General features: G+C 64.7%; 14 protein-coding genes. 5 read left to right on the top strand and 9 right to left on the bottom strand.

The window, feature by feature from the left end:
• Positions 1-57: 57 nt before the first annotated feature.
• From BUB39_RS17930 to BUB39_RS17910, 5 genes are all read left to right on the top strand, one after another.
• Positions 58-1,305, top strand: coding sequence for an ABC transporter substrate-binding protein (locus BUB39_RS17930; RefSeq protein ID WP_073056145.1), 1,248 nt, complete (start codon positions 58-60; stop codon positions 1,303-1,305).
• A 145-nt stretch (positions 1,306-1,450) separates the two neighbouring features.
• Positions 1,451-2,377 (top strand): carbohydrate ABC transporter permease, encoded by a 927-nt coding sequence (locus tag BUB39_RS17925; protein WP_073056143.1) that lies wholly within the window; start codon positions 1,451-1,453, stop codon positions 2,375-2,377.
• Positions 2,374-3,222 carry a carbohydrate ABC transporter permease gene (locus BUB39_RS17920; RefSeq protein ID WP_073056142.1) on the top strand — a complete coding sequence of 283 codons (849 nt, stop codon included), beginning with the start codon at positions 2,374-2,376 and terminating at the stop codon, positions 3,220-3,222. Before BUB39_RS17925 ends, BUB39_RS17920 begins: the two co-directional genes overlap by 4 nt.
• Before the next feature lie 37 nt (positions 3,223-3,259).
• Positions 3,260-4,498 carry an enolase C-terminal domain-like protein gene (locus BUB39_RS17915; protein ID WP_073056139.1) on the top strand — a complete coding sequence of 413 codons (1,239 nt, stop codon included), beginning with the start codon at positions 3,260-3,262 and terminating at the stop codon, positions 4,496-4,498.
• Positions 4,499-4,539: 41 nt separating this feature from the next.
• Complete coding sequence (locus BUB39_RS17910) at positions 4,540-7,143, top strand: glycoside hydrolase family 38 N-terminal domain-containing protein (protein ID WP_073056137.1); 2,604 nt, start codon at positions 4,540-4,542, stop codon at positions 7,141-7,143.
• 39 nt (positions 7,144-7,182) lie between these two features.
• Here BUB39_RS17910 and BUB39_RS17905 read toward each other — a convergent pair whose 3' ends face one another.
• The 9 genes from BUB39_RS17905 to BUB39_RS17865 all read right to left on the bottom strand — a co-directional run bounded on the left by BUB39_RS17905 (position 7,183) and on the right by BUB39_RS17865 (position 19,213).
• Positions 7,183-7,944 (bottom strand): FadR/GntR family transcriptional regulator, encoded by a 762-nt coding sequence (locus BUB39_RS17905; protein ID WP_084527606.1) that lies wholly within the window; start codon positions 7,942-7,944, stop codon positions 7,183-7,185.
• Positions 7,941-9,149, bottom strand: a complete 1,209-nt coding sequence (locus tag BUB39_RS17900; protein ID WP_073056135.1) for an aminotransferase class V-fold PLP-dependent enzyme — start codon at positions 9,147-9,149, stop codon at positions 7,941-7,943. The genes BUB39_RS17905 and BUB39_RS17900 overlap by 4 nt, the downstream gene beginning before the upstream one ends.
• Before the next feature lies 1 nt (position 9,150).
• Entirely contained in the window at positions 9,151-10,053 is a 903-nt protein-coding gene (locus tag BUB39_RS17895) for an ABC transporter permease (RefSeq protein ID WP_073056133.1), read from the bottom strand.
• A complete protein-coding gene (locus tag BUB39_RS17890) occupies positions 10,050-10,982 on the bottom strand; it encodes an ABC transporter permease (RefSeq protein ID WP_073056130.1) in 933 nt (310 codons plus the stop codon). The genes BUB39_RS17895 and BUB39_RS17890 overlap by 4 nt, the downstream gene beginning before the upstream one ends.
• 2 nt (positions 10,983-10,984) lie before the next feature.
• On the bottom strand, positions 10,985-11,914 hold the full coding sequence (locus tag BUB39_RS17885) for an ATP-binding cassette domain-containing protein (RefSeq protein ID WP_073056128.1): 930 nt from the start codon (positions 11,912-11,914) through the stop codon (positions 10,985-10,987).
• The gene (locus tag BUB39_RS17880) at positions 11,911-12,891 is read right to left on the bottom strand and encodes an ABC transporter ATP-binding protein (RefSeq protein WP_073056126.1); all 981 of its coding nucleotides are present in this window, start codon (positions 12,889-12,891) and stop codon (positions 11,911-11,913) included. The genes BUB39_RS17885 and BUB39_RS17880 overlap by 4 nt, the downstream gene beginning before the upstream one ends.
• 61 nt (positions 12,892-12,952) lie before the next feature.
• On the bottom strand, positions 12,953-14,563 hold the full coding sequence (locus BUB39_RS17875; RefSeq protein WP_139251528.1) for a peptide ABC transporter substrate-binding protein: 1,611 nt from the start codon (positions 14,561-14,563) through the stop codon (positions 12,953-12,955).
• Between the two features lie 181 nt (positions 14,564-14,744).
• On the bottom strand, positions 14,745-17,891 hold the full coding sequence (locus BUB39_RS17870; RefSeq protein ID WP_073056122.1) for an efflux RND transporter permease subunit: 3,147 nt from the start codon (positions 17,889-17,891) through the stop codon (positions 14,745-14,747).
• On the bottom strand, positions 17,888-19,213 hold the full coding sequence (locus tag BUB39_RS17865; RefSeq protein ID WP_073056120.1) for an efflux RND transporter periplasmic adaptor subunit: 1,326 nt from the start codon (positions 19,211-19,213) through the stop codon (positions 17,888-17,890). The genes BUB39_RS17870 and BUB39_RS17865 overlap by 4 nt, the downstream gene beginning before the upstream one ends.
• Positions 19,214-19,290: the final 77 nt, after the last annotated feature.

Genomic DNA, 19,290 nt, shown 5'->3' with positions numbered 1-19,290 from the left:
GAGGACCGATCCGGCACCGCCGGACCGGAATGCAGGACAGGACGAGGAGGACGTCGAATGAAGATCCGGAAACTGGGCCTGATGGCCCTGTCTCTGGCCATGCTGGCGACGCCGGCACTGGCACAGAGCGTCGATTTCTATCACGACAAGGGCAACTGGAACGACGCCTACAAGACGGTGCTCGGGCCGGCCAAGGAGGCGACGGGCGTCGAGGTCACCCCCGTTCCCTATGCCGACACCAGCACCTACCAAGCCGCGGTGCGTGCCGCGCTCCGGACGTCGAGCGCGCCGGGCGTCTTCGCCTGGTGGTCCGGCTATCGCATGAAGGATCTCGTTGACGCCAAGCTCGTCACCGATGTCAGCGATGTCTGGAAGAAATACACCGACGCTGGGCTGGTGAGCCCGTCGCTTGCCTCGGCCTTTACGTTCGACGGCAAGATCTACGGCATCCCGAACCTCGTCGCCTACTGGGTCGTTCTCTACAACAAGAAGACCTTCGCCGAGAATGGGCTGACCCCGCCGACGACCTGGGCGGAACTCGAGAAGGTCGCCGCGACGCTCAAGGAAAAAGGTATCACGCCCTTCGGCCAGACCGTTGAGGGTCGTTGGCCGAGCTTCATCTGGTTTCAGGAACTGCTGGTGCGCAGCAATCCGGAATTCTATGCCAAGCTGATGAGCGGGAAGGCGAAATACACCGATCCGGAGGTCACGGCGGTGCTCAAGACCTGGGCCGACTGGATTGGCAAGGGCTATTTCACCGACCCCTCGATCGCCTTCGGCACGTCGGGCTCGAACGCCATGGCCGGGCAACTGGCGCAGGGCAAGCTCGGCATGATACTCGTCGGCACCTGGTATGCGACGACGATCGTCCAGTCCGGTCTCGACGCCAATGATCTCGGCGCGTTCATCATGCCGAACGAGAAGCCGGACTTGTCGAAATCGGTGATCTTCGAAGCCGGCCCGCTGCTCATCGCCTCGGCATCCTCGCAGAAGGACGACGCCCTCAAGGTCGCGGATTACTGGATGTCGGCAAAGGCCCAGCAGGCCTGGGTCGATGCGCAGGACTTCCCGCCGATCAACAAGGACGTCAAGGCGAAGTCGCCGCTGATCGCCAATCTCGTCAAGGAGATCAATGACGGCGGCTACACCTCGATCAACCGGTTCTGGGAGGCGACGCCGCCGGAGATCGCCGAGGCCGCCGTCGATGAGCTCGGCAACTTCATGCTGCACCCCGACACGGCGGCGCAGGTCCAGCAGAACCTGCAGGCGCTCGCCGACAAGTATTGGGCAGCCCATCCGCAGTAGTTCCGCGGCGCCATGTGGTGCCTGAAGCCTCGCGCCGGTCGTCCGGCCGGCGCGAGGCCCTTCGCCAAGTCTGCCAGCCGCAGGTCGCGGCGCGTGGGCTTTTGCGATGACGACGCGCCGTCGCGAGGACGCGCAGGAGAAAGTTATGACCGCAACCCTCGACCACACCGCCGCGCCGCTCATCCGACGCCCGGCCGGCCGACCGCTCAGGCAACTCGTGGTGCCCTATCTCTATGTGCTGCCGGCAGCGCTGTTCGTGGCGGCGTTCCTGCTCTATCCGATGGTCCTGACCGCCTGGCGGAGCCTCACCCATTTCGACGGCATCTCCGACCCGACCTTTGCCGGGCTCGACAACTTCCGCGACCTCTTCGCCGACCCGCATTTCCTGCTGTCGCTGCGCAACACGGTGATCTGGACCGTCGCGGCGGTGATCTTCCCCGTGACGCTTGGCCTCGTCTTCGCACTCGCCTTCAGTCGCGTGCGCTGGGGCGGATTCTTCAAGACGGTGATTTATCTTCCGGCGACGATCTCGGCTGCCGCAGCCGGCATCCTGTTCAGCTTCGTCTTCAACTACGACAACGGCATCCTGAACATGATCCTGCGCGGCATCGGCCTTTCGGGCCTTGCAAGCCGCTGGCTGTTCGACGTGCCGACCAACACATTCGCGATGATCGCGACCTATACCTGGCAGCAGACCGGCCTCAACATGATGCTGTTCCTGGTCGGCCTGCAGGGGCTCCCCCCCGAACCGATCGAGGCGGCGAAAATCGAGGGTTGCACGGGCTGGAACCTCGTCCGACGCATCATCCTGCCGATGCTGATGCCCTATGTCGTCATCACGACCCTGCTCGCCATCGTCAACGGCTTCAAGGTGTTCGACCTGATTTGGGTGATGACGCAGGGCGGCCCCGGCCGCGCCTCCGAGACGCTCGCCGTCACGATGTATCGCGAGGGTTTCATCCTGTTCAAGCAGGGCTACAGCGCCGCCATAGCGGTGGTCATCTCGGTCGTTGCGCTTGCCTTCTCCTACTTCTATCTCCGCTCCGTCCTCGAACAGGAGGCACGTCAATGAGCGCTGAAATCGGCGAGACGACCGGCGTCGTCCGTGAGGCGCGGTTCACCTCTGCGCTGATCCTCACGGTGTTCTGGGTATTGCCGATCGCTCTTTTGATCATGAGCGCGTTCAAGACGCCCATCGAATTCTCGAGCACCTCGACGCTGGCGCTGCCGCAGTCTTTCCACCTCTTCGACAACATTGCCCGTGCTTGGGCGAAGGGCATGGCGTCCGGCTTCGTCAACAGCGCGATCTACGGCGTCGTCGCCTCGGTGATCTCGGTCATTCTCGCCGCGATGGCCGCCTATGGCATCGTACGGCTGCGCATCCCGCAGGGAATGTTCTGGTTCCTGCTGATCTATAGCGGCACCATCTTCCCGTTCCAAATGTATCTGATCCCGCTGTTCAATCTCTATCTCGACACTGGGCTCTACGACACGCGGATCGGCATCATCGCCTTCTATGTCGCGATCACCATCCCGTTCTGCATGTTTGTCATGCGAGGCTTCTTCCTGACAGTGTCATGGCAGGTCCAGGAAGCCGCCGCGCTCGATGGCGCCAACTCCTGGCAGACCTTCTGGCGCATCATGATGCCGATGGCGCGGGCGCCGCTGATCCTGCTCATCCTCATCCAGTTTACCTGGATCTGGAACGACCTCTTGTTTGGGCTGGTGCTGACGAAGTCCGAAAGCGTTCGGCCGATCATGGTCGCGCTGGCCGGCATGCAGGGCGTCTATGGCGCCAGCGACGGTCCGTCGGTAATCGCCGCGACGCTGGTCGGCAGTGCGCCGACGCTGATCCTGTTCCTTGCGCTGCAGCGCTATTTCGTCCGCGGCCTGACGCTCGGGATGGGAGAGCGGTGATGTCGCGCGGGTGTTTCGTTCCGAGGGAAATGCATTCATGAAGATCATCGATCTCAGGGCGACGACCGTGGCCGTCCCGCTCGAAGCACCGCTGCGCCATTCGAATGGCGCGCATTGGGGCCGTTTCGTGCGAACCATCGTCGAGGTGGAGACCGACGCGGGGCTCATCGGCCTCGGCGAGCTCGGCGGCGGCGGGCAGTCGGCCGAGGCCGCGATCGCGGGCCTCAAGCCCTATCTGGTCGGGCACGATCCGCTGCAGCTCGAACAGCTGCGGTGGAAGATCATGAACCCGACCGCCTCGCTCTATAACAACCGGCTGCAGCTGCATGCGGCGATCGAGATGGCCTGCATGGATGTCGCGGGCAAGTTTCTCGGTATTCGCGCCTGCGATCTCATCGGCGGGTCGCTGCGCGAGGAGATCCCGTTCGCGAGCTACATCTTCTATCGCTACCGCGACGAGAAGACCGGTCTCGGCGGCGAGACGACACCGGACGAGATCGTGACCCACGCCAAGGATCTCGTCGCGCGCTACGGCTTCACGGTGCACAAGCTGAAGGGCGGCGTTTTCCCGCCCGGGCATGACATCGAGGTGATGCAGGCGCTTGGCGAGGCCTTTCCCGAAGCGAAGCTCAGGCTCGACCCGAACAGCGTCTGGACCGTCGAGGAGGCAATTCGCGTCGCCAAGGCGATCGGCAACCTCAACAACGACTATTTCGAGGACCCGACCTGGGGCCTCGAGGGCATGCGGCGGCTGCGCAAGGCGATCGATATCCCGACCGCGACCAACACGGTGGTCGTGAATTTCGAACAGCTCGCCGCCAATATTCGCCTCGAAGCGGTCGATGTCGTGCTGCTCGACACGACATTTTGGGGTGGTCTTCGGCAGGCGCATAAGGCGGGCACGGTGCTGGAGACGTTCCAGTATGGCGCTTCGGTGCATTCCTCGGGCGAACTCGGCATCCAGCTCGCGTCGATGCTGCATCTCGGCGCTGCGCTGCCCAATCTCGGCTTCGCCGCGGACGCGCATTACCACCACCTGACCGATGACGTTATCGCGGGTGGCAAGCTCGCCTACAAGGACGGCAAGATCGCATTGCCCAAGGGGCCGGGCCTCGGCGTCGAACTCGATCGCGACAAGCTCGCCCAATACGCGGCCTATTATCGCGAGATGGGCGGCTATCTCTACGACCGCGATCCGGGGCGGCCTGACTGGTACTGCGTCATGCCCGAGACGAACTATGCCGACCCCCGGAAGGGCGGCCGTCTCCCGCGCTGAAATCGAACATCCATTCCATCTTAGATTGACCGGAGCGCCCGATGATCAGGGAAATTCTGTTCGTCCATCATTCGCACACCGACATTGGCTACACGCACCCGCAGCCTGTGGTGATGGAGCTGCATCGGCGCTTCATCGACGAGGCGCTCGACATCGCAGATGACACGGCCGATTTCGACGATGAATCGCGCTTCCGCTGGACCTGCGAGGTTACCGGCGTGACCATGGACTGGTGGAACCGAGCCTCGAACGGCGACCGCGATCGCTTCCTTGCTGCCGTCAGGCGCGGTCAGTTCGAGGTGGCCGGCATGCAGTGGCACATGACGCCGCTGATGGATCATTCCATGGCGCTCGACGTCCTGAAGCCGATCCAGTTTTTCCGCGACCTCGGCATTCCCGTCCGCTCGGCGATGAATACCGATGTCAACGGCCTGCCCTGGGGCATGGTCGATGCGCTGCTCGACCATGGCATCAGCGGCATTTCGATGGCGATCAACGAGCATTTCGGCCATGCGCTGCGGCCCTGGCCGCGCGCTTTCCGCTGGCAGTCGCCCGCTGGCCGCGAGATCATCGCCTATAATGGCTTCATCTATGGCGTCACCAGCGACCGTGGCATGCGCGTTCCCGTCGATTTCGACGAGGCGCTGGTCCGCGTGCCGCAATGGGCGAAGAGCTGGGAGGAGCGGGGCTATCCGCATCCCTTCCTGATGATGCAGATTACCAATATCCGCTATCATGACAACGGCGCGCCGCAGCGTGCCCTGCCGGAATTTATCCGCCGCTTCAACGCGACCGATCCGGCGGTGCGCCTCCGCTTCGTCACCATCTCCGAGTTCTTCGACCGGCTGCGCGACGAACCGCTCGACACCTTGCCGCTGATGCGCGGCGACTGGACGGACTGGTGGAATTTCGGCGCCGGCAGCACGGCGCAGGAAACGCGCCAGGCGCTGCAAGGCCAGCGCGACCTCGCCGCCGCCGAGGGGCTGCGCGCCTTCGTGCCCGGCGCGACGCTGAAGCGCGAGGACGAATTGTTCGAAGCGGCGCGGCGGGCGCTCGGGCTCTATGCCGAGCATACCTGGGGGGCCGATCGATCGATCAACCAGCCGTTTTCGCCGGAGACGCGGACTCAGCAGCTTCTGAAGCTCGCTCTGGCGCCGGAGGGGGCGAGCATCGCCCGCATGCTCCGTCGCGACGGATTGGAGAGGCTGGCCGGCGAGATCGGCGGCGAAGAGCCGCGGCTCCTTGTCTATAATCCGCATCCCTTCGCCGTGCGGCAGTCGGTGAAGCTGCCGCTTCTGCCGCCGGTCGGTGGCGTCAGCGAGGTCAGGGATGGCTTCGGGATCGAGGCGATCGTTCCCCATGGACCGTCCTCGCATCGTGTCCAGCGCCAGGACGTGATCTTTTCCGACTTGCCCGACCGGCATGCGATCTGGACCGAGCCGTTCGAGCTTCCGGCGCTCGGCTATCTCAGCGTATCTGCGGCAAGTGTTCGAGCCGCCGCTTCGCCGACTGCGGACAGCATGGTCCTTTCGAATGGGCGTCTTCGCGCCGAGATCGATCCGGCCGGCGGGCTGACGTCATTGACGCTCGACGGTATCGATTATGTCGGCAAGGCGGAGGGTGTCACCTTCGGCGTGCCGGTGCTCGAGCGGCCGGAGGGCGGAACACGTGAGGCGATCTTCGACCGTGTCGACGTGGAAGCGGCCGAGTGGAACAAATCCTGGCATACCGATTGGTCCGCGGTGCGGGAGGCGGGCAAGGTCTCGGAGGACGCTGAGGCGATCACGGGGCAGGGCCGGGCTGAGATCCGTCAGAGCTTCACCTTTTCCACCGGCGATCGCGTCACGGTGGTCTGGCGGCTGGTCGCCGATCAGGCGGCGCTCGAATGTGAGGCGATCGTCGACAAGGCGCCGTTGGCGTCGCCGCACGGGATTTATCTGCCGCTTCCCGTTCGCCTCGCCGGCGCCTGGCACTGCGACTATGAAACGGCAGGCGCCAATGTCCGGCTGGACGACGAACAACTTCCCTTCGCCAGCCGGCACTACATCACCACACAGCGCTATATCCGCATCGCCGACGGCAACGCCGACCTCACCGTGGCGACGCCGGACGCGCCGCTGTGGCAGGTCGGCGGCTTCACCTTCGGGCGCTGGCGGGAACCTGATGGCAGCGTTGTGCGGCCGGCGCCCATTCTGAATGCCTGGCTCACCAACAATTATTGGTCGACCAATTTCCAGGCCGACCAGGGCGGCCGCTTCAGCTTCCGATTCACGCTGCTGCCGGGGTCCGGCCGTCCGCTCGGTGCTGCCGTGCAGGCGGCACTCGCCTATACCCAACCGCTTGCCGCGCATGTTTATGCCGAGCGTGGCCCGCTGGCGGCGGAGCGCGGCCAGCTTCTCGACATCGATGCCGGTCCGCTCATGCTGACACGGCTCGAGCCGGCCGACGGCGGCGTCGCGCTGACCTTCCTCAATCCGGACGATCAAGCCACCGAGGCACGCATCCGCGCCGGGCGCATGGCGCCAGCGGCGGCCAAGCGGACATCGCTTTCGGGCGCGGTGATCGAGGATGTCGCAGTGGCGAATGGCGAGCTGCGGTTTACGGTCGGACCGCGCGCCTGGACGCGTGTCGTCGTGACATCCTGACCGAAGCACGAGCGCTCCCGCCGCTTAGGCGGGGGCGCCTCAGGCGAGCGACGGGTCGCCCGCGATGACGGCGCGGATCTCGCCCTCGACGATGTCGAGGATCTGGTTGATCGCCGCGACGGCCGCCTCGACGTCGCTGTCGAGGATGGCATCGGCCAGAGTACGGTGCGGCGGGAACGACGCGATGCCGAAGCCGTCGCGGCCGAACGGCGACTCCGCCGAGCGCTCAAGCGCGTGATCGAGGCTAAGCAGGATCTGTCCGAACATCGGGTTGCCGGACGCCTCGTAGATCGCGCCATGAAACGCGGCGTCGGCCTTGCGCCACGGACGGCGTGCATCGACATCGTCGATCAGGACATCGCAAAGGCGCGAGATCTGACGCCGCTGCGCGGTGTGGGCATTCATCGTTGCCTTGCGCACGACCTCGCGTTCGAGCGCGCGCCGCACCTCCATGAGACGGAGCAGCGCCTCGCCTTCGAGGCGGATCATGGTCGGGGCGTGGCCCCGCGACGAGGGCACGCGCGCCACGAGGAAAGTGCCGGCGCCACGACGGCGGCGGATGATGCCGAGACCTTCCCAGCGGTTCAGCGCCTCGCGGATCGTCGTGCGGCCAACCCCGAGCTTCTCGGCGAGCGAAAGCTCGGGCGGAATGCGATCGCCGACCCCAAGGCCGGCGCGCTCGATCATCTCCGCCAGGGCATCGAGCACGGCGACGCCACGCGTCGTCGTGTTGATGCGTTCGAGATACTCGACCGCATCGCGGCGGCCGGGCTCGATCAGGAGGTCGTCGATGGGAGTCACCCTTGGCTTTGCTTCCTGCGCGGCTGTCGCTGCGCCAGCAAATCACCGAGCGCGCGCACCAGCAGATCCATCTGTTCGCGGGTATTATAGCCCTGGCACGACAATCGCGCGATATGGTGTCCTTGCCATTCGAAGACAGGAATTTCGATGCCATAGTCGCGATAGAGCTCGTCGTGGATGGCGAGTGGATCACAGGCCGGGATCGGCATCGCCACCATCTGCGGAGCGGAAAATTCGGGGCTCGACAGCGGCGGCAGACCGAAGAGATCGCTGACCCGCGCCGCCGTTTCCTGTGCGAGGCGTCCGCACTCGGCGGCAACCCGCCACCAGTCATGCGCCCGGCGGAACTCGAGAGCGGCCGGCACGGCGAGCCAGGGCGAGGGATCGCGGGTTCCCTGCATTTCGATTTCGTCGACAAAGGCCGACGCGCCGAAGGGGCCACGCACACCCGGTTCCTTATTGTCGGCCGTCCAGCCATGGCTGATCACGAGCGGATCGATCATCGCCTGCAGTTCGGGCCGCACATAGAGAAACGCCGATCCTTTCGGCGACATCATCCATTTGTGGCAATTGCCGGAATAGAAGTCGGCGCCGAGTGCATCGAGATCGAGAGGGGTATGACCCGGCGAATGCGCGCCGTCGATGACGCTCCAGATGCCCTGCGCGCGTGCCTCCGCGACGAGCGTCTCGATCGGGAACAACAGCGCGGTCGGTGAGGTGATGTGGCTGAGGAAGAGTACGCGCGTGCGCGGCGTGATGCCGGCGCGGACGGCGTCATGGAAGGCGTCGGCCGAGGTCAGCGGCAGCGGGACCGTGACCTGAACGATCTTCGCGCCAGTGCGCCGGGCGATGAAGAGGAGCGTCTTCTCAAGCGCGCTGTATTCGTGGTTGGTCGTCAGGATTTCGTCGCCAGCCTTCAGCGGCAGCGACTGAAGGGCGATGTTGAGGCCGGTCGTGGCATTCGAGACCTGCGCGACATTGTCGGGTGCCGTGCGGAGTTCGGCAGCGAGTGCCGTGCGGGCGACACGCAGATTGGCTTCGAGACCGCGGCGGGAATCGAGGAATTCGACTGGCTGGCGCTCCAGCTTCGCCTGCCAGCGCTGATACTCCTCAAAGACTGGACGGGGGCAGGCGCCGAACGAGCCGTGGTTCAGGAACACGACCTTGGGATCGAGCAGGAAATGCTGGGTCAGGTTGGTGGTCACGTCAGCGCCCTTTCAGGGTCGGATCGAGAGCATCGCGCAGGCCGTCGCCGAGCAGCGACGCCGCGAGGATGGTGACGGCGAGGGCCAGCACCGGGAAGACGGCCATGTGCCAGTAAAAATACATGAAGTTCATGCCGACATTGATCATCTGGCCCCAGCTCGGCGTTGGCGGCTGAACGCCGATGCCGAGGAAGCTCAGCGAGGCCTCCAGCATCATGGCGAGCGGGATGGCGAGCACGAAGCCGACAATGACGGGCGATACGGAATTCGGGATCAGATGGCGCCAGACGATGTGCCAGGGTGACGCGCCAAGCGCCTGGGCCGCCATGATGAATTCCTTCTCGCGGAAGGATTTCACCTGGGCGCGGACCAGCAGGCAGACATTGACCCAGCCGAACAGGCCGGCAATCAGCACGATCGCCCAGACGCCGCCTCGCGTCAGCGTCGCGAGCAGCAGAGCGGCGAGCAGCGGCGGCACCACGGAGAACAGCTCGATGATGCGCATGATCACCCAGTCGAACCGCCCGCCGAGATAACCGGCGAGCGCCCCCAGCGGCAGGCCGAGCAGCAGGCTGAACACTGCCGCCGACAAGCCGATGCCGAGCGAGACGCGGGCGCCATAGACGATGCGCGTGAAGAAGTCGCGGCCGAGATCGTCGATGCCGAACCAGTGTTCGGATGACGGAAACGCCAGCGCCTTGGTCAGGAAAGCCTGTTCGTTCGGCCCGGTCTTGGAGACCAGCGGGGCGAAGATTGCCATCAGAATGATGACGAGGAGGATGATGCCAGCGCCAAGCGCTGCCTTGTTGGCCGCGAAGCGGCGCCAGGCGAGATAGAGCGGGCTGCGTCGTTTGGCGCTTCCCGGACGCGGAAGAGCGGGGCCGGCTGCGCTGAGATCGGTCATCGGGCCTTCCCTCCGAGGCGGATGCGCGGATTAAGCAGCGCGTAGAGGATGTCGGAGATCAGGTAGGAGATGCAGAAGAGCGCGCTGATCATCAGCATCAGGGCCATTTCCAGCGGATAGTCGCGCTTCTGGATCGACGAGACGAAATAGGCGCCGAGACCCGGCACACGGAAGATCGCCTCGACGAAGATTGAACCGGTGGCAATGCCGACGAACATCGGCAGGAAGATGGTGATCATCGGAATCGCCGAATTGCGCAGCACATGCTGGAAGATGATGCGCCTTTCGCTGAGGCCCTTGGCACGGAGGACAGTCACGAAGGGCTTGTTCAGCGTGTCGAGCATCGCCGAGCGGGCATAGCGGGCATAGGTCGCCAGCGGCACCGCCGCATAGGCCATGATCGGCAGGATCCAGCGCCGCGGCTCGCCCCAGCCGCTCGCCGGCGTCCAATGCAGCCAGACAGCGAAGACGAGGATCAGCAGTGTCGAGATCACGAAGACCGGGATCGTCAGACCGAGCGTCGCGATGCCCGAGGCGAGATAGTCGATCCAGCTGTTGCGATTGAGGGCGGCAGCCATGCCGAGCAGGATGCCGATCGGCGCGCCAATCAGAACGCCGAGCCCGCCAAGCACGAGGCTCGGCACCCAGGCATGGGCGATCAGGCCCATCACCGTTTCGCCCGGGCTCTGGTAGGGCACCCCGAAATCGAGATGGAAGACGCCCCACATGTAGCGGACATATTGTTCCCACAGCGGCTTGTCGAGGCCGAGCTGGGCCATCAGCTTGGCCTTGATATTGTCCGGCAGCGGCATCTCGTAGCCGTCGAACGGACCGCCAGGAATGGCGTGCATCATCAGGAAGATGATGACCGACACCACGAAGAAGGTGGCCAGCATCGAGAGCGTGCGGCGGATGATGAACTGCAGCATGGTCAGCGCCCCTCCGTCACGATCGCTTCGACAAAATGACTGCCGACCAGCGCGACAAGCTGGGGGTCGGCGGTGTCGACCAGCGGCTGCGGCTCGATCTCATGCGGCCGGAAGCGCGGCGTTCCCGCGGCCAGCTCCTCGGCGCTGAGAAATGTCCGGCGTCGGCGGGTCTTCGGATCGATGACCGGTACGGCATCGAGCAGCGCGCGCGTATAGGGATGATGGGCGGCCGCGAAGATCCGGTCGGTCGGCCCGCGCTCGACGACGCGTCCGCGCAGCATGACGACGACCTGATCGGCGAGCGAGCGCACGACGGAAAGATCGTGGCTGATGAACAGCATCGACAGTCCCATTTCGCCTTGCAGGTCCTGCAGCAGGTTGACGATCTGCGCCTTGACCGACACGTCGAGCGCTGACGTCGGCTCGTCGGCGACAAGCACCGACGCACCGAGGATCAGCGCCCGCGCCACCGATATGCGCTGGCGCTGGCCGCCGGAGAGCTCGTGCGGATAGCGCGTCGCATAGCTGCCATCAAGGCCGACACGCTCAAGCCAGTGCCGCGCCTGGTCGCGCCGCTCTGACGGTGTGCCGATCGCATGGATCGCGAGCGGCTCGGCGATGATTTCGCCCAGCGTCATCATTGGATCGAGGGATGAATAGCTGTCCTGGAACACCACCTGCGTCTGTCGGCGAAAGGGCTTCATCGCCTTCTGGCTCAGGTCGGTGATGTCCTGGCCGCCAAGCAGGATCCGTCCGGCCGTTGGCTCGACGAGACGTAGCGCCATCAGCCCGGTTGTGGTCTTGCCCGAGCCGGATTCTCCCACGAGAGCAACGACCTCGTTGCGGGGCACAATGAGATCGACGCGGTCGACGACCGTCTGCGCGTCGAAGCGTTTGGTGATCTGGCGAAGTTCGAGAGCGGGAGCGGTCATGCAGCGGCCAGTTCTGCGGCGACGCGAATGCAGGCAGCCGTACGGCCGGGCGCCTTGGTCTCGAGCTCCGGCGTCGTCGTGCTGCAGGCGGTGATGGCCATGGGGCAGCGCGGATGGAAGGGGCAGCCGGGCGGTGGATCGGCCGGATTGGGCGAGGCGCCCGGGATTTCGGTGAGCCGCTGCTTGCCCGGCTTCTGACCCGGGATGCTGGCGAGCAGCGCGCGCGTATAGGGATGCAGCGGCGCCTCGAAGATGGCCTCGACCGGCCCCGTCTCCATCACGCGACCGCCATACATGACCACGACGCGGTCGACCGTTTCGGCGATGACGCCGAGATCATGGGTTATCATCACGAGGCCCATGCCGGTCTCGGCCTGGATGTCCTTGATCAGCTGCAGGATCTGCGCCTGAATGGTAACGTCGAGCGCCGTGGTCGGCTCGTCGGCGATGAGGACGGCCGGCTCGCAGGAGAGCGCCATCGCGATCATCACGCGTTGCAGCATGCCGCCGGAGAGCTGGTGCGGATAGAAGCGAACCACTGCCTCAGCGTTCTTGATCTCGACGCGCTTCAAAAGCGCGATCGCCCGCTGCATCGCGTCCTTTTTCGAGACATCGCGATGCGCCGTAATCGTCTCGACGATCTGGTGACCGATGGTGAAGACCGGGTCCAGCGACGTCATCGGATCCTGGAAAACCATGGCGGCGACGCGGCCACGGATCGAAGCGAGGGCCTTCTTGTCGGCGCGGAGCATATCCTGCCCGCCGAGCGAAAGCCTTTTGGCGGCAATAGTCGCCGGCGGCTCACGCAAGAGGCGCAGCAGTGCCGAGCAGGTGACGGATTTGCCAGAGCCGGATTCGCCGACGATGCCAAGGCTTTCGCCGCTTTCGAGATCGAAGCTGACACCGCGAACCGCCTGTACGACGCCCTCGTACTGGCGAAAGCTCACCGTGAGATCGTCGATTTCGACCAGCCGCATCTGCACGCGTCTCCATTAACGGAAAAGGAAGGCGGGCGCCCGGAAGCGCCCGCCCTTGACCTCACTCTTTGGTGACGTGCGTGTAGAGATAGCCGGAGAGGCGATCGAGCGGGGTGAAGCCCTTCGAGTTCGGCGTCACGCCTTCGCCCTTCAGCTTGTCGCTGACGGCGGCGATGGTCACAGGGTGGACCAGCGGTACCAGAGCGGCGTTGTCCGTCAGGACCTGCTCGGCCTTGGCATAGTCGGCGAGGCGCTTGTCCCAATCCGCGCCAGCATCGCCCGCATCGACGAGCTTGTCATATTCGGGGAACGCGTAGTGATGGCGTCCGCCCGACTTGAACAGATCGTAGAAATTTGACGGGTCGAGATAGTCATATTCATAGGGCGCAAGGAACAAGCCGTTCGAACGCGCCTTGAGCGCCGCCGTCCAATCCTTGGTCGGCATCGACTTGATGCCCATGTCGACGCCAAGGATGTCCTTGAACTGCGCCTGCAGGTACTGGAGCATCGGCGCGGCGATGGCCGCGTTGTAGCCGCCCTGTTCGCGATACCAAATCTCGATCGGCGGGAAGCCCTTGCCGTCTGGATAGCCGGCCTTGGCCAATTCTTCCTTGGCGAGCTTCGCATCGAACACCGTCTTGTCGGCGATCGACTGCTGGTAGCCCGGATAGCTCGGCGCGAGGATCGACTTCGCCGGAACGGCCGTATCCTTCAGCACCGTCGAGGTCAGTTCATCGCGATTGATGGCTGCCTGGAAGGCCTTGCGGACATGGATGTTGTCGAAGGGCGCCTTTTCGGGATCGAAGGCTAGGTAGTAAAGCGCGAACACCGCGTTCTTTCGGATGCCGTCCGGGAACTGCTGCTGGACGACCGGAACCTGGCCTGCGTTCAGCGTGGTCCAATCCGCCTCGCCGGCCATGAAGGCGGGGAAGCCGACTTCAGGCGGTCCGATCTGGGTGTCGAGGACCAGCGTTTCGATCTGCGCCGGCCAGGGTCCGTTATATTTCGGGTTCTTGACGAGCGTCATCGTGTTGTTGGACTTCTCCCAGCTCTTCACCATGAAGGGGCCGGAGGCGACCAGCGTGTCGACACTCAGGGCGTAGTCGTCGCCGATCTTGTCCACGACGTGCTTGGGAACCGGGTACCAGAGGCTGGCGACACCCGGGAAGTAGGATTTCGGCGCATCGGTCGTGACCTCGATGGTGGTCGCGTCCACGGCCTTGATGCCGAGCGTCGACGGGTCCGCATGCTTGTCGGTCACGTCGGACCAGCCCTTGATGCCGCCGGCGAACGACCAGTACCAGTTGAAGTCGTAGCCTTCCTTGGCGGCGCGCTGCAGCGCGAAGACATAGTCTTCGGCGGTCAGGGGCTCGCCGTCGCTCCAGACCAGCCCATCCTGAAGCTTGAAGGTCCAGGTCAGGCCATCGGCCGACTGCGACCAGCTCTTCGCACCCATCGGGTTGAGCTTGTATTCGCTGTCGAATTCGGTCAGCGGCAGCGACGTGATCTCGGGTGCACCGGCGCGGTCATACACGGTCTTCATGTAGTCCATGTAGGTGCCGCTGGTGGTGCCGCCGGGCCCCGTCACCGTGCTGTCGGCATGGGCGACCGCCGGCAGCGACAGGCTCGAAGCCACGAGAACCGCACCGAGCAATCTATGCAGCGCGTTCATCCAGTCCTCCTTGTTGATGGGCACCGGCGTTTCCCCGTCCGGTGGCCCAATGACATATGACTGACAAAGTCTGCGAGACAGCACAAGCGGTTCTGCCGGCCTTATCGGCAAGAAGGGGAAATTTCTTGAACGGAGGCGGTCCTTGGCGCCGCGGCGGCCGACCTCCCCCGTCCGCGCCTGCTCATTCGCCTGCCGGCTGCAGCGCTGCGTCGCCCACGGGTTCGGCCTGTTCCGCGCGCGGTGTCGCCGTCCGGCCGTGGACGAGGCGGCTGAGGAAGCGGCTGAATTGCTCCATCTCGACGAAGATCACCGGGGTGATGAATAGCGTCAGCAATTGCGAGACGATCAGGCCGCCGACGACGGCGATGCCGAGCGGCTGGCGGAGTTCGGCGCTGGCACCCGTGCCAAGCGCGATCGGCAATGCGCCGAGAAGCGCCGCGAAGGTCGTCATCATGATCGGGCGGAAGCGGCGGACGGCGGCGCGATGGATCGCCGGGGCTGGCGCGAGATTCTCCTCGCGTTGGCCGGCAATCGCGACGTCGACCATCATGATCGCGTTCTTCTTCACGATGCCGATCAGCATCAGGATGCCGATCAGCGCGATGACCGACAGATCGAGCCCGGCGAATTTCAGCGCCACCAGCGCGCCGAGCGCCGCCGCCGGCAGGCCGGACAGGATGGTAAGTGGGTGGATGAAGCTTTCATAGAGCATGCCGAGCACGACATAGATCGTCAGGATTGCCGCGAGGATCAGGATCCCCTGCGTCGACAGCGAATCCTGAAACACCTGCGCCGTGCCGGCATAGGACGTGTAGACATTCGCCGGCAGACCGATGTCCTGCTTGAGGATCGTCACCTGGTCTGTCGCTTCGCCGAGTGCGACGCCCTCAGGCAGATTGAACGAAATGGTCGCAGCCGGGAGCTGCCCGAGTTGATTGACCGTCACCGGACCAGACACGCGATCGATCCGCGCGATGCTTGAAAGCGGCACGAGCGTGCCGGATGAGGCGCGGATGCGGATCGTCGACAGCAGATCGTCCGACCAGGACAGGTCGGGGTCATATTCGAGGATGACGTCATAGCTCGAGCCGGTACTCTGGATCGTCGCGACCGTCTCCGTGCCGAAGCCATCTTCCAGCGTCTGCCGCAAGGTTGCGGCGGTGATGCCGAGCGACGACGCCTTGTCGCGGTCGATCACCAGGCGAGCCTGGAGCGCGTTGTTTTGCAGGTTGTTGGCGACGTCGACAAAGTGCGGATCGGCGCGCATTGCGTCGGTCAGCCTGGTCGTCCAGTCGTTGAGCGTCGGCTGGTCGAGCGATTGGACGACCAGTTGGTACTGACTCTGCGAGCTCATGCCGCCGACGCGGAGATTCTGGACAGGCACGATATAGCTGCGGATGCCGGCAATGCGGCCGAGCTGCTGGCGGAGATCGGCCGTCAGCACATCGAGCGGCGGGCGTTCGTCTTTCGGCTTCAACTGTACCGAAAGCGAGCCCGCATTCATCGTCTGGGAGCCCGGGCCGCCGCCGACGAAGGAGGCCACATGCTGGACATAGGGTGAGGCGCGGAGAACGTCCTCGACCTGCCGCTGCAACCCGCTCATGGCGTCGAAGGAGATATCCTGACGCGCCTGCGTCGAGACCGAAAGTTGGCTGATGTCTTCCTGCGGGAAGAAGCCCTTCGGTAGCGTCATGAAGAGCCAGGCCGATGCCGCAACGGTCGCGAGGAAGACGCCGATGATGATGAAGCGATGCGCGAGGCACCAGCCGACCCCCCGGTCGTAGCGCCGCTCGATCCAGAGAAAGGCCTTCTCGAACCAGGCGGCGGGTCCCCAGCGGCCGGGTTCCGCGGCCGATTTGGGTAACCGGGCCGCCAGCATCGGCGTCAGCGTCAGCGAGACGACGGCCGACGCGCCAATGGCCAATGTCACGACGATGCCGAACTCGTTGAAGAGCCGGCCGACGACGCCGCCCATCAGCAGGATCGGCAGGAATACGGCGACGAGCGAAAGCGTCATCGAGATGATCGTCGCGCCGATCTCGGAACTGCCTTTCAAGGCTGCCGCGAAGGGTTTTTCGCCCTCCTCGACATGGCGCATGATGTTTTCGAGCATGACGATCGCGTCGTCGACGACGAGGCCGACCGCGAGCGTCAGGCCGAGCAAGGAGATGTTGTCGACGCTGAAGCCGAGCCAATACATCCCGCCGAAAGCCGCGACGAGCGAGAGTGGCACGGCGAGCGCCGGAATGATCGTCGCCGAAAGCTTGCCGAGGAACAGATAGATCACCAGCACCACCAGCAGGATGGTGATGCCGAGCGTCATCTGCACGTCCGAGATCGCCGCGCGGATCGATGTCGAGCGGTCGTTCATGACGTGAACGGTCATCGAGGCCGGCATCGAGGCTTCGAGCTTCGGCAATTCGGCATTGACCGCATCGACGACTGCGACCGTGTTGGCGCTCGGCTGGCGCTGGATCGCGAGAACGATGGAGCGGGATCCATCGTACCAGCCGGCCGTCTCCGTGTTTTCGACGCTGTCGACGACGTTGGCCACATCCATCAGGCGGACGGGGCTGCCATTCGGATTGGCAATGATCAGTTGCTTGAACTGATCGGCGTTGGTCATCTGCGTCGGTGCGTCGATGACGAGGTCCTGGCTCTTGTTGGTCAACGTGCCGACGGGGGTCTGGTCGTTGGCCCCTGCGAGCGCCGTCGAGACCTGGTCGAGCCCGATGCCGCGGGTCGCCAGCTTGCTCGGATCGACCTGGACGCGCACCGCATAGGTCTGGCCGCCATAGACGCTCACCTGCGCGACGCCCGGCAGTGTCGAGAGGCTTGGCGAGATAACGTTTTCGGCGAAGTCATCGATCGTCGACATCGGCAGCGTCGGACTTTGGACCGCCAGGAACAGCACCGGAGCATCGGCCGGGTTGACCTTCCGATAGCTCGGCGGGTTCTGCATGTTCGCGGGAAGCTGCCGCTGGGCGCGGTCGATCGCAGCCTGAACGTCGCCTGCGGCCGTGTCGATGTTCTGGCTGAGCGCGAATTGCAGCACGATCTGCGAGCTGCCAAGCGAACTCGTGGCGCTGATCGTATCGATGCCGGAGATGGTCTCGAACTGCTTGATCAGCGGCGTCGCGACCGCCGTCGCCATGGTTTGCGGCGAGGCGCCGGGCAACTGCGCGCTGACGCTGATCGTCGGGAAGCTGACCTCCGGCAGGGCCGCGACCGGCAGCTGCTGATAGGCGAACACCCCGCCCATCGCGATGCCGAGAAACAAGAGCGTCGTGGCGACCGGCCGGCGGATCCAGAATTCGGAGATGTTCACGACGCGTCTCCAACGACGGTGGGCCTGGACTTCGACGCGTGGTCGCCGGGCTTGGCAGCCTTGCCGTCGCGGACATTGACGGTCATGCCCTCGGCCAGCGAAAGCTGGCCCTCAGTGACCACCTGATCACCAGCGCTGAGGCCCGCGCTTATGCCGGCCTTGTCGCCGACGATGCCAGCTACCGTGACGGGCCGGACATCGATGGTCTTGTCCGGCTTGACGACAAAGACGTTCGAGCCGCCCTGGCCTTGTTGCAGCGCGACCGTCGGCACGATGACGATGCCTCTGTTGGTGCCAAGGTCGATGTCAACCTTGACTGCCTGACCCGGCCAGAACACGCGATCCTTGTTCGAGACCGCGGCGCGGGCCGACATGGTGCCCGAGCCCTGAACAATCGTGCTGTCAATGAAATCGACCTGCCCGGCGGAAACGGAATTTCCTGCCGTCGCGACTGCGTCGGGCTTCGCCGCCTGAGCGGTACCGTTGGAGGGCGCGGCGCCTGGATCGGCGGCCGACACCTGGACGGATACGGGGCCTTTTGTCAGCGACTGGCGCAACAGATCGACATCGGCATCCGAGACGGCGAAGAGCGCCTCGATGTTGTCAATATCGGTCAGTGTGACGATCGCGTTGCCGGGCTGGATCAGGCTGCCAACGGTGATCGCGAAGGCCCCGAGCCGGCCGTCATGCGGCGCCTTGATCCGCATCTCGTCGAGCACGACCTTGTCGGCGGCGATATTGGCCGCGTCCAGCGTCACAACCGCCTGGGCACTGGCGGCCGAGGCGGTCGCCTGGTCGAGCTGCTGCTGGCTGTCGAATTTCCGCCCGAAGAGATCTTGTGCCCGGGTCAGATCGGCCTTCGTCGACGTGACGGAGGCCTCGTCGCGCGTCATCGCCGCCGTGTCGCGATCAAGCGTCGCCTGCGCGGCGCGGTCGTCGAGCTCGGCCAAGACGTCGCCAGTCTTCACCTCCTGGCCGTTGGCCGCCAGCAAGCGGGTTACGATCCCCTGCTGCTGGGTCGTCACGGTTGTCGAAGCAGTCGAGGCGATCCAGCCGATCGTCGAGCGCCGGACCGGAAGGTCTCCTGCAACTGCCGTCGCTACCGTGACAGAAACGGCGCCGCCGCCATGTCGGCCACCCTTTCCGCCGGCGGGCGCGCCGCCCTTTGCCTCCGTGGCCGGCGAGGTCGTGCCGTCTGTCGCGGATGCGGCCCGTGCCGTTCCGAAGAGGAACGGCGGCTGTTGGCGCCAGTAGCCCAACCCCAATGCACCCGCGGCTACGATTGCAGCGACGCCGACAGCCAGAACAGCTGCTTTCCGCATGACGAGATCCCCTGTTACTGCTGCCAGCTATGAACCGGCTATGCGGGGCCGATCCATTAAATCCGCGTAAGGTTGCG

Source organism: Kaistia soli DSM 19436 (assembly GCF_900129325.1).
Taxonomy (GTDB): domain Bacteria; phylum Pseudomonadota; class Alphaproteobacteria; order Rhizobiales; family Kaistiaceae; genus Kaistia; species Kaistia soli.
The sequence above is the reverse complement of the archived record's forward strand: the minus strand, read 5'-3'. Positions and strand labels throughout refer to the sequence as shown.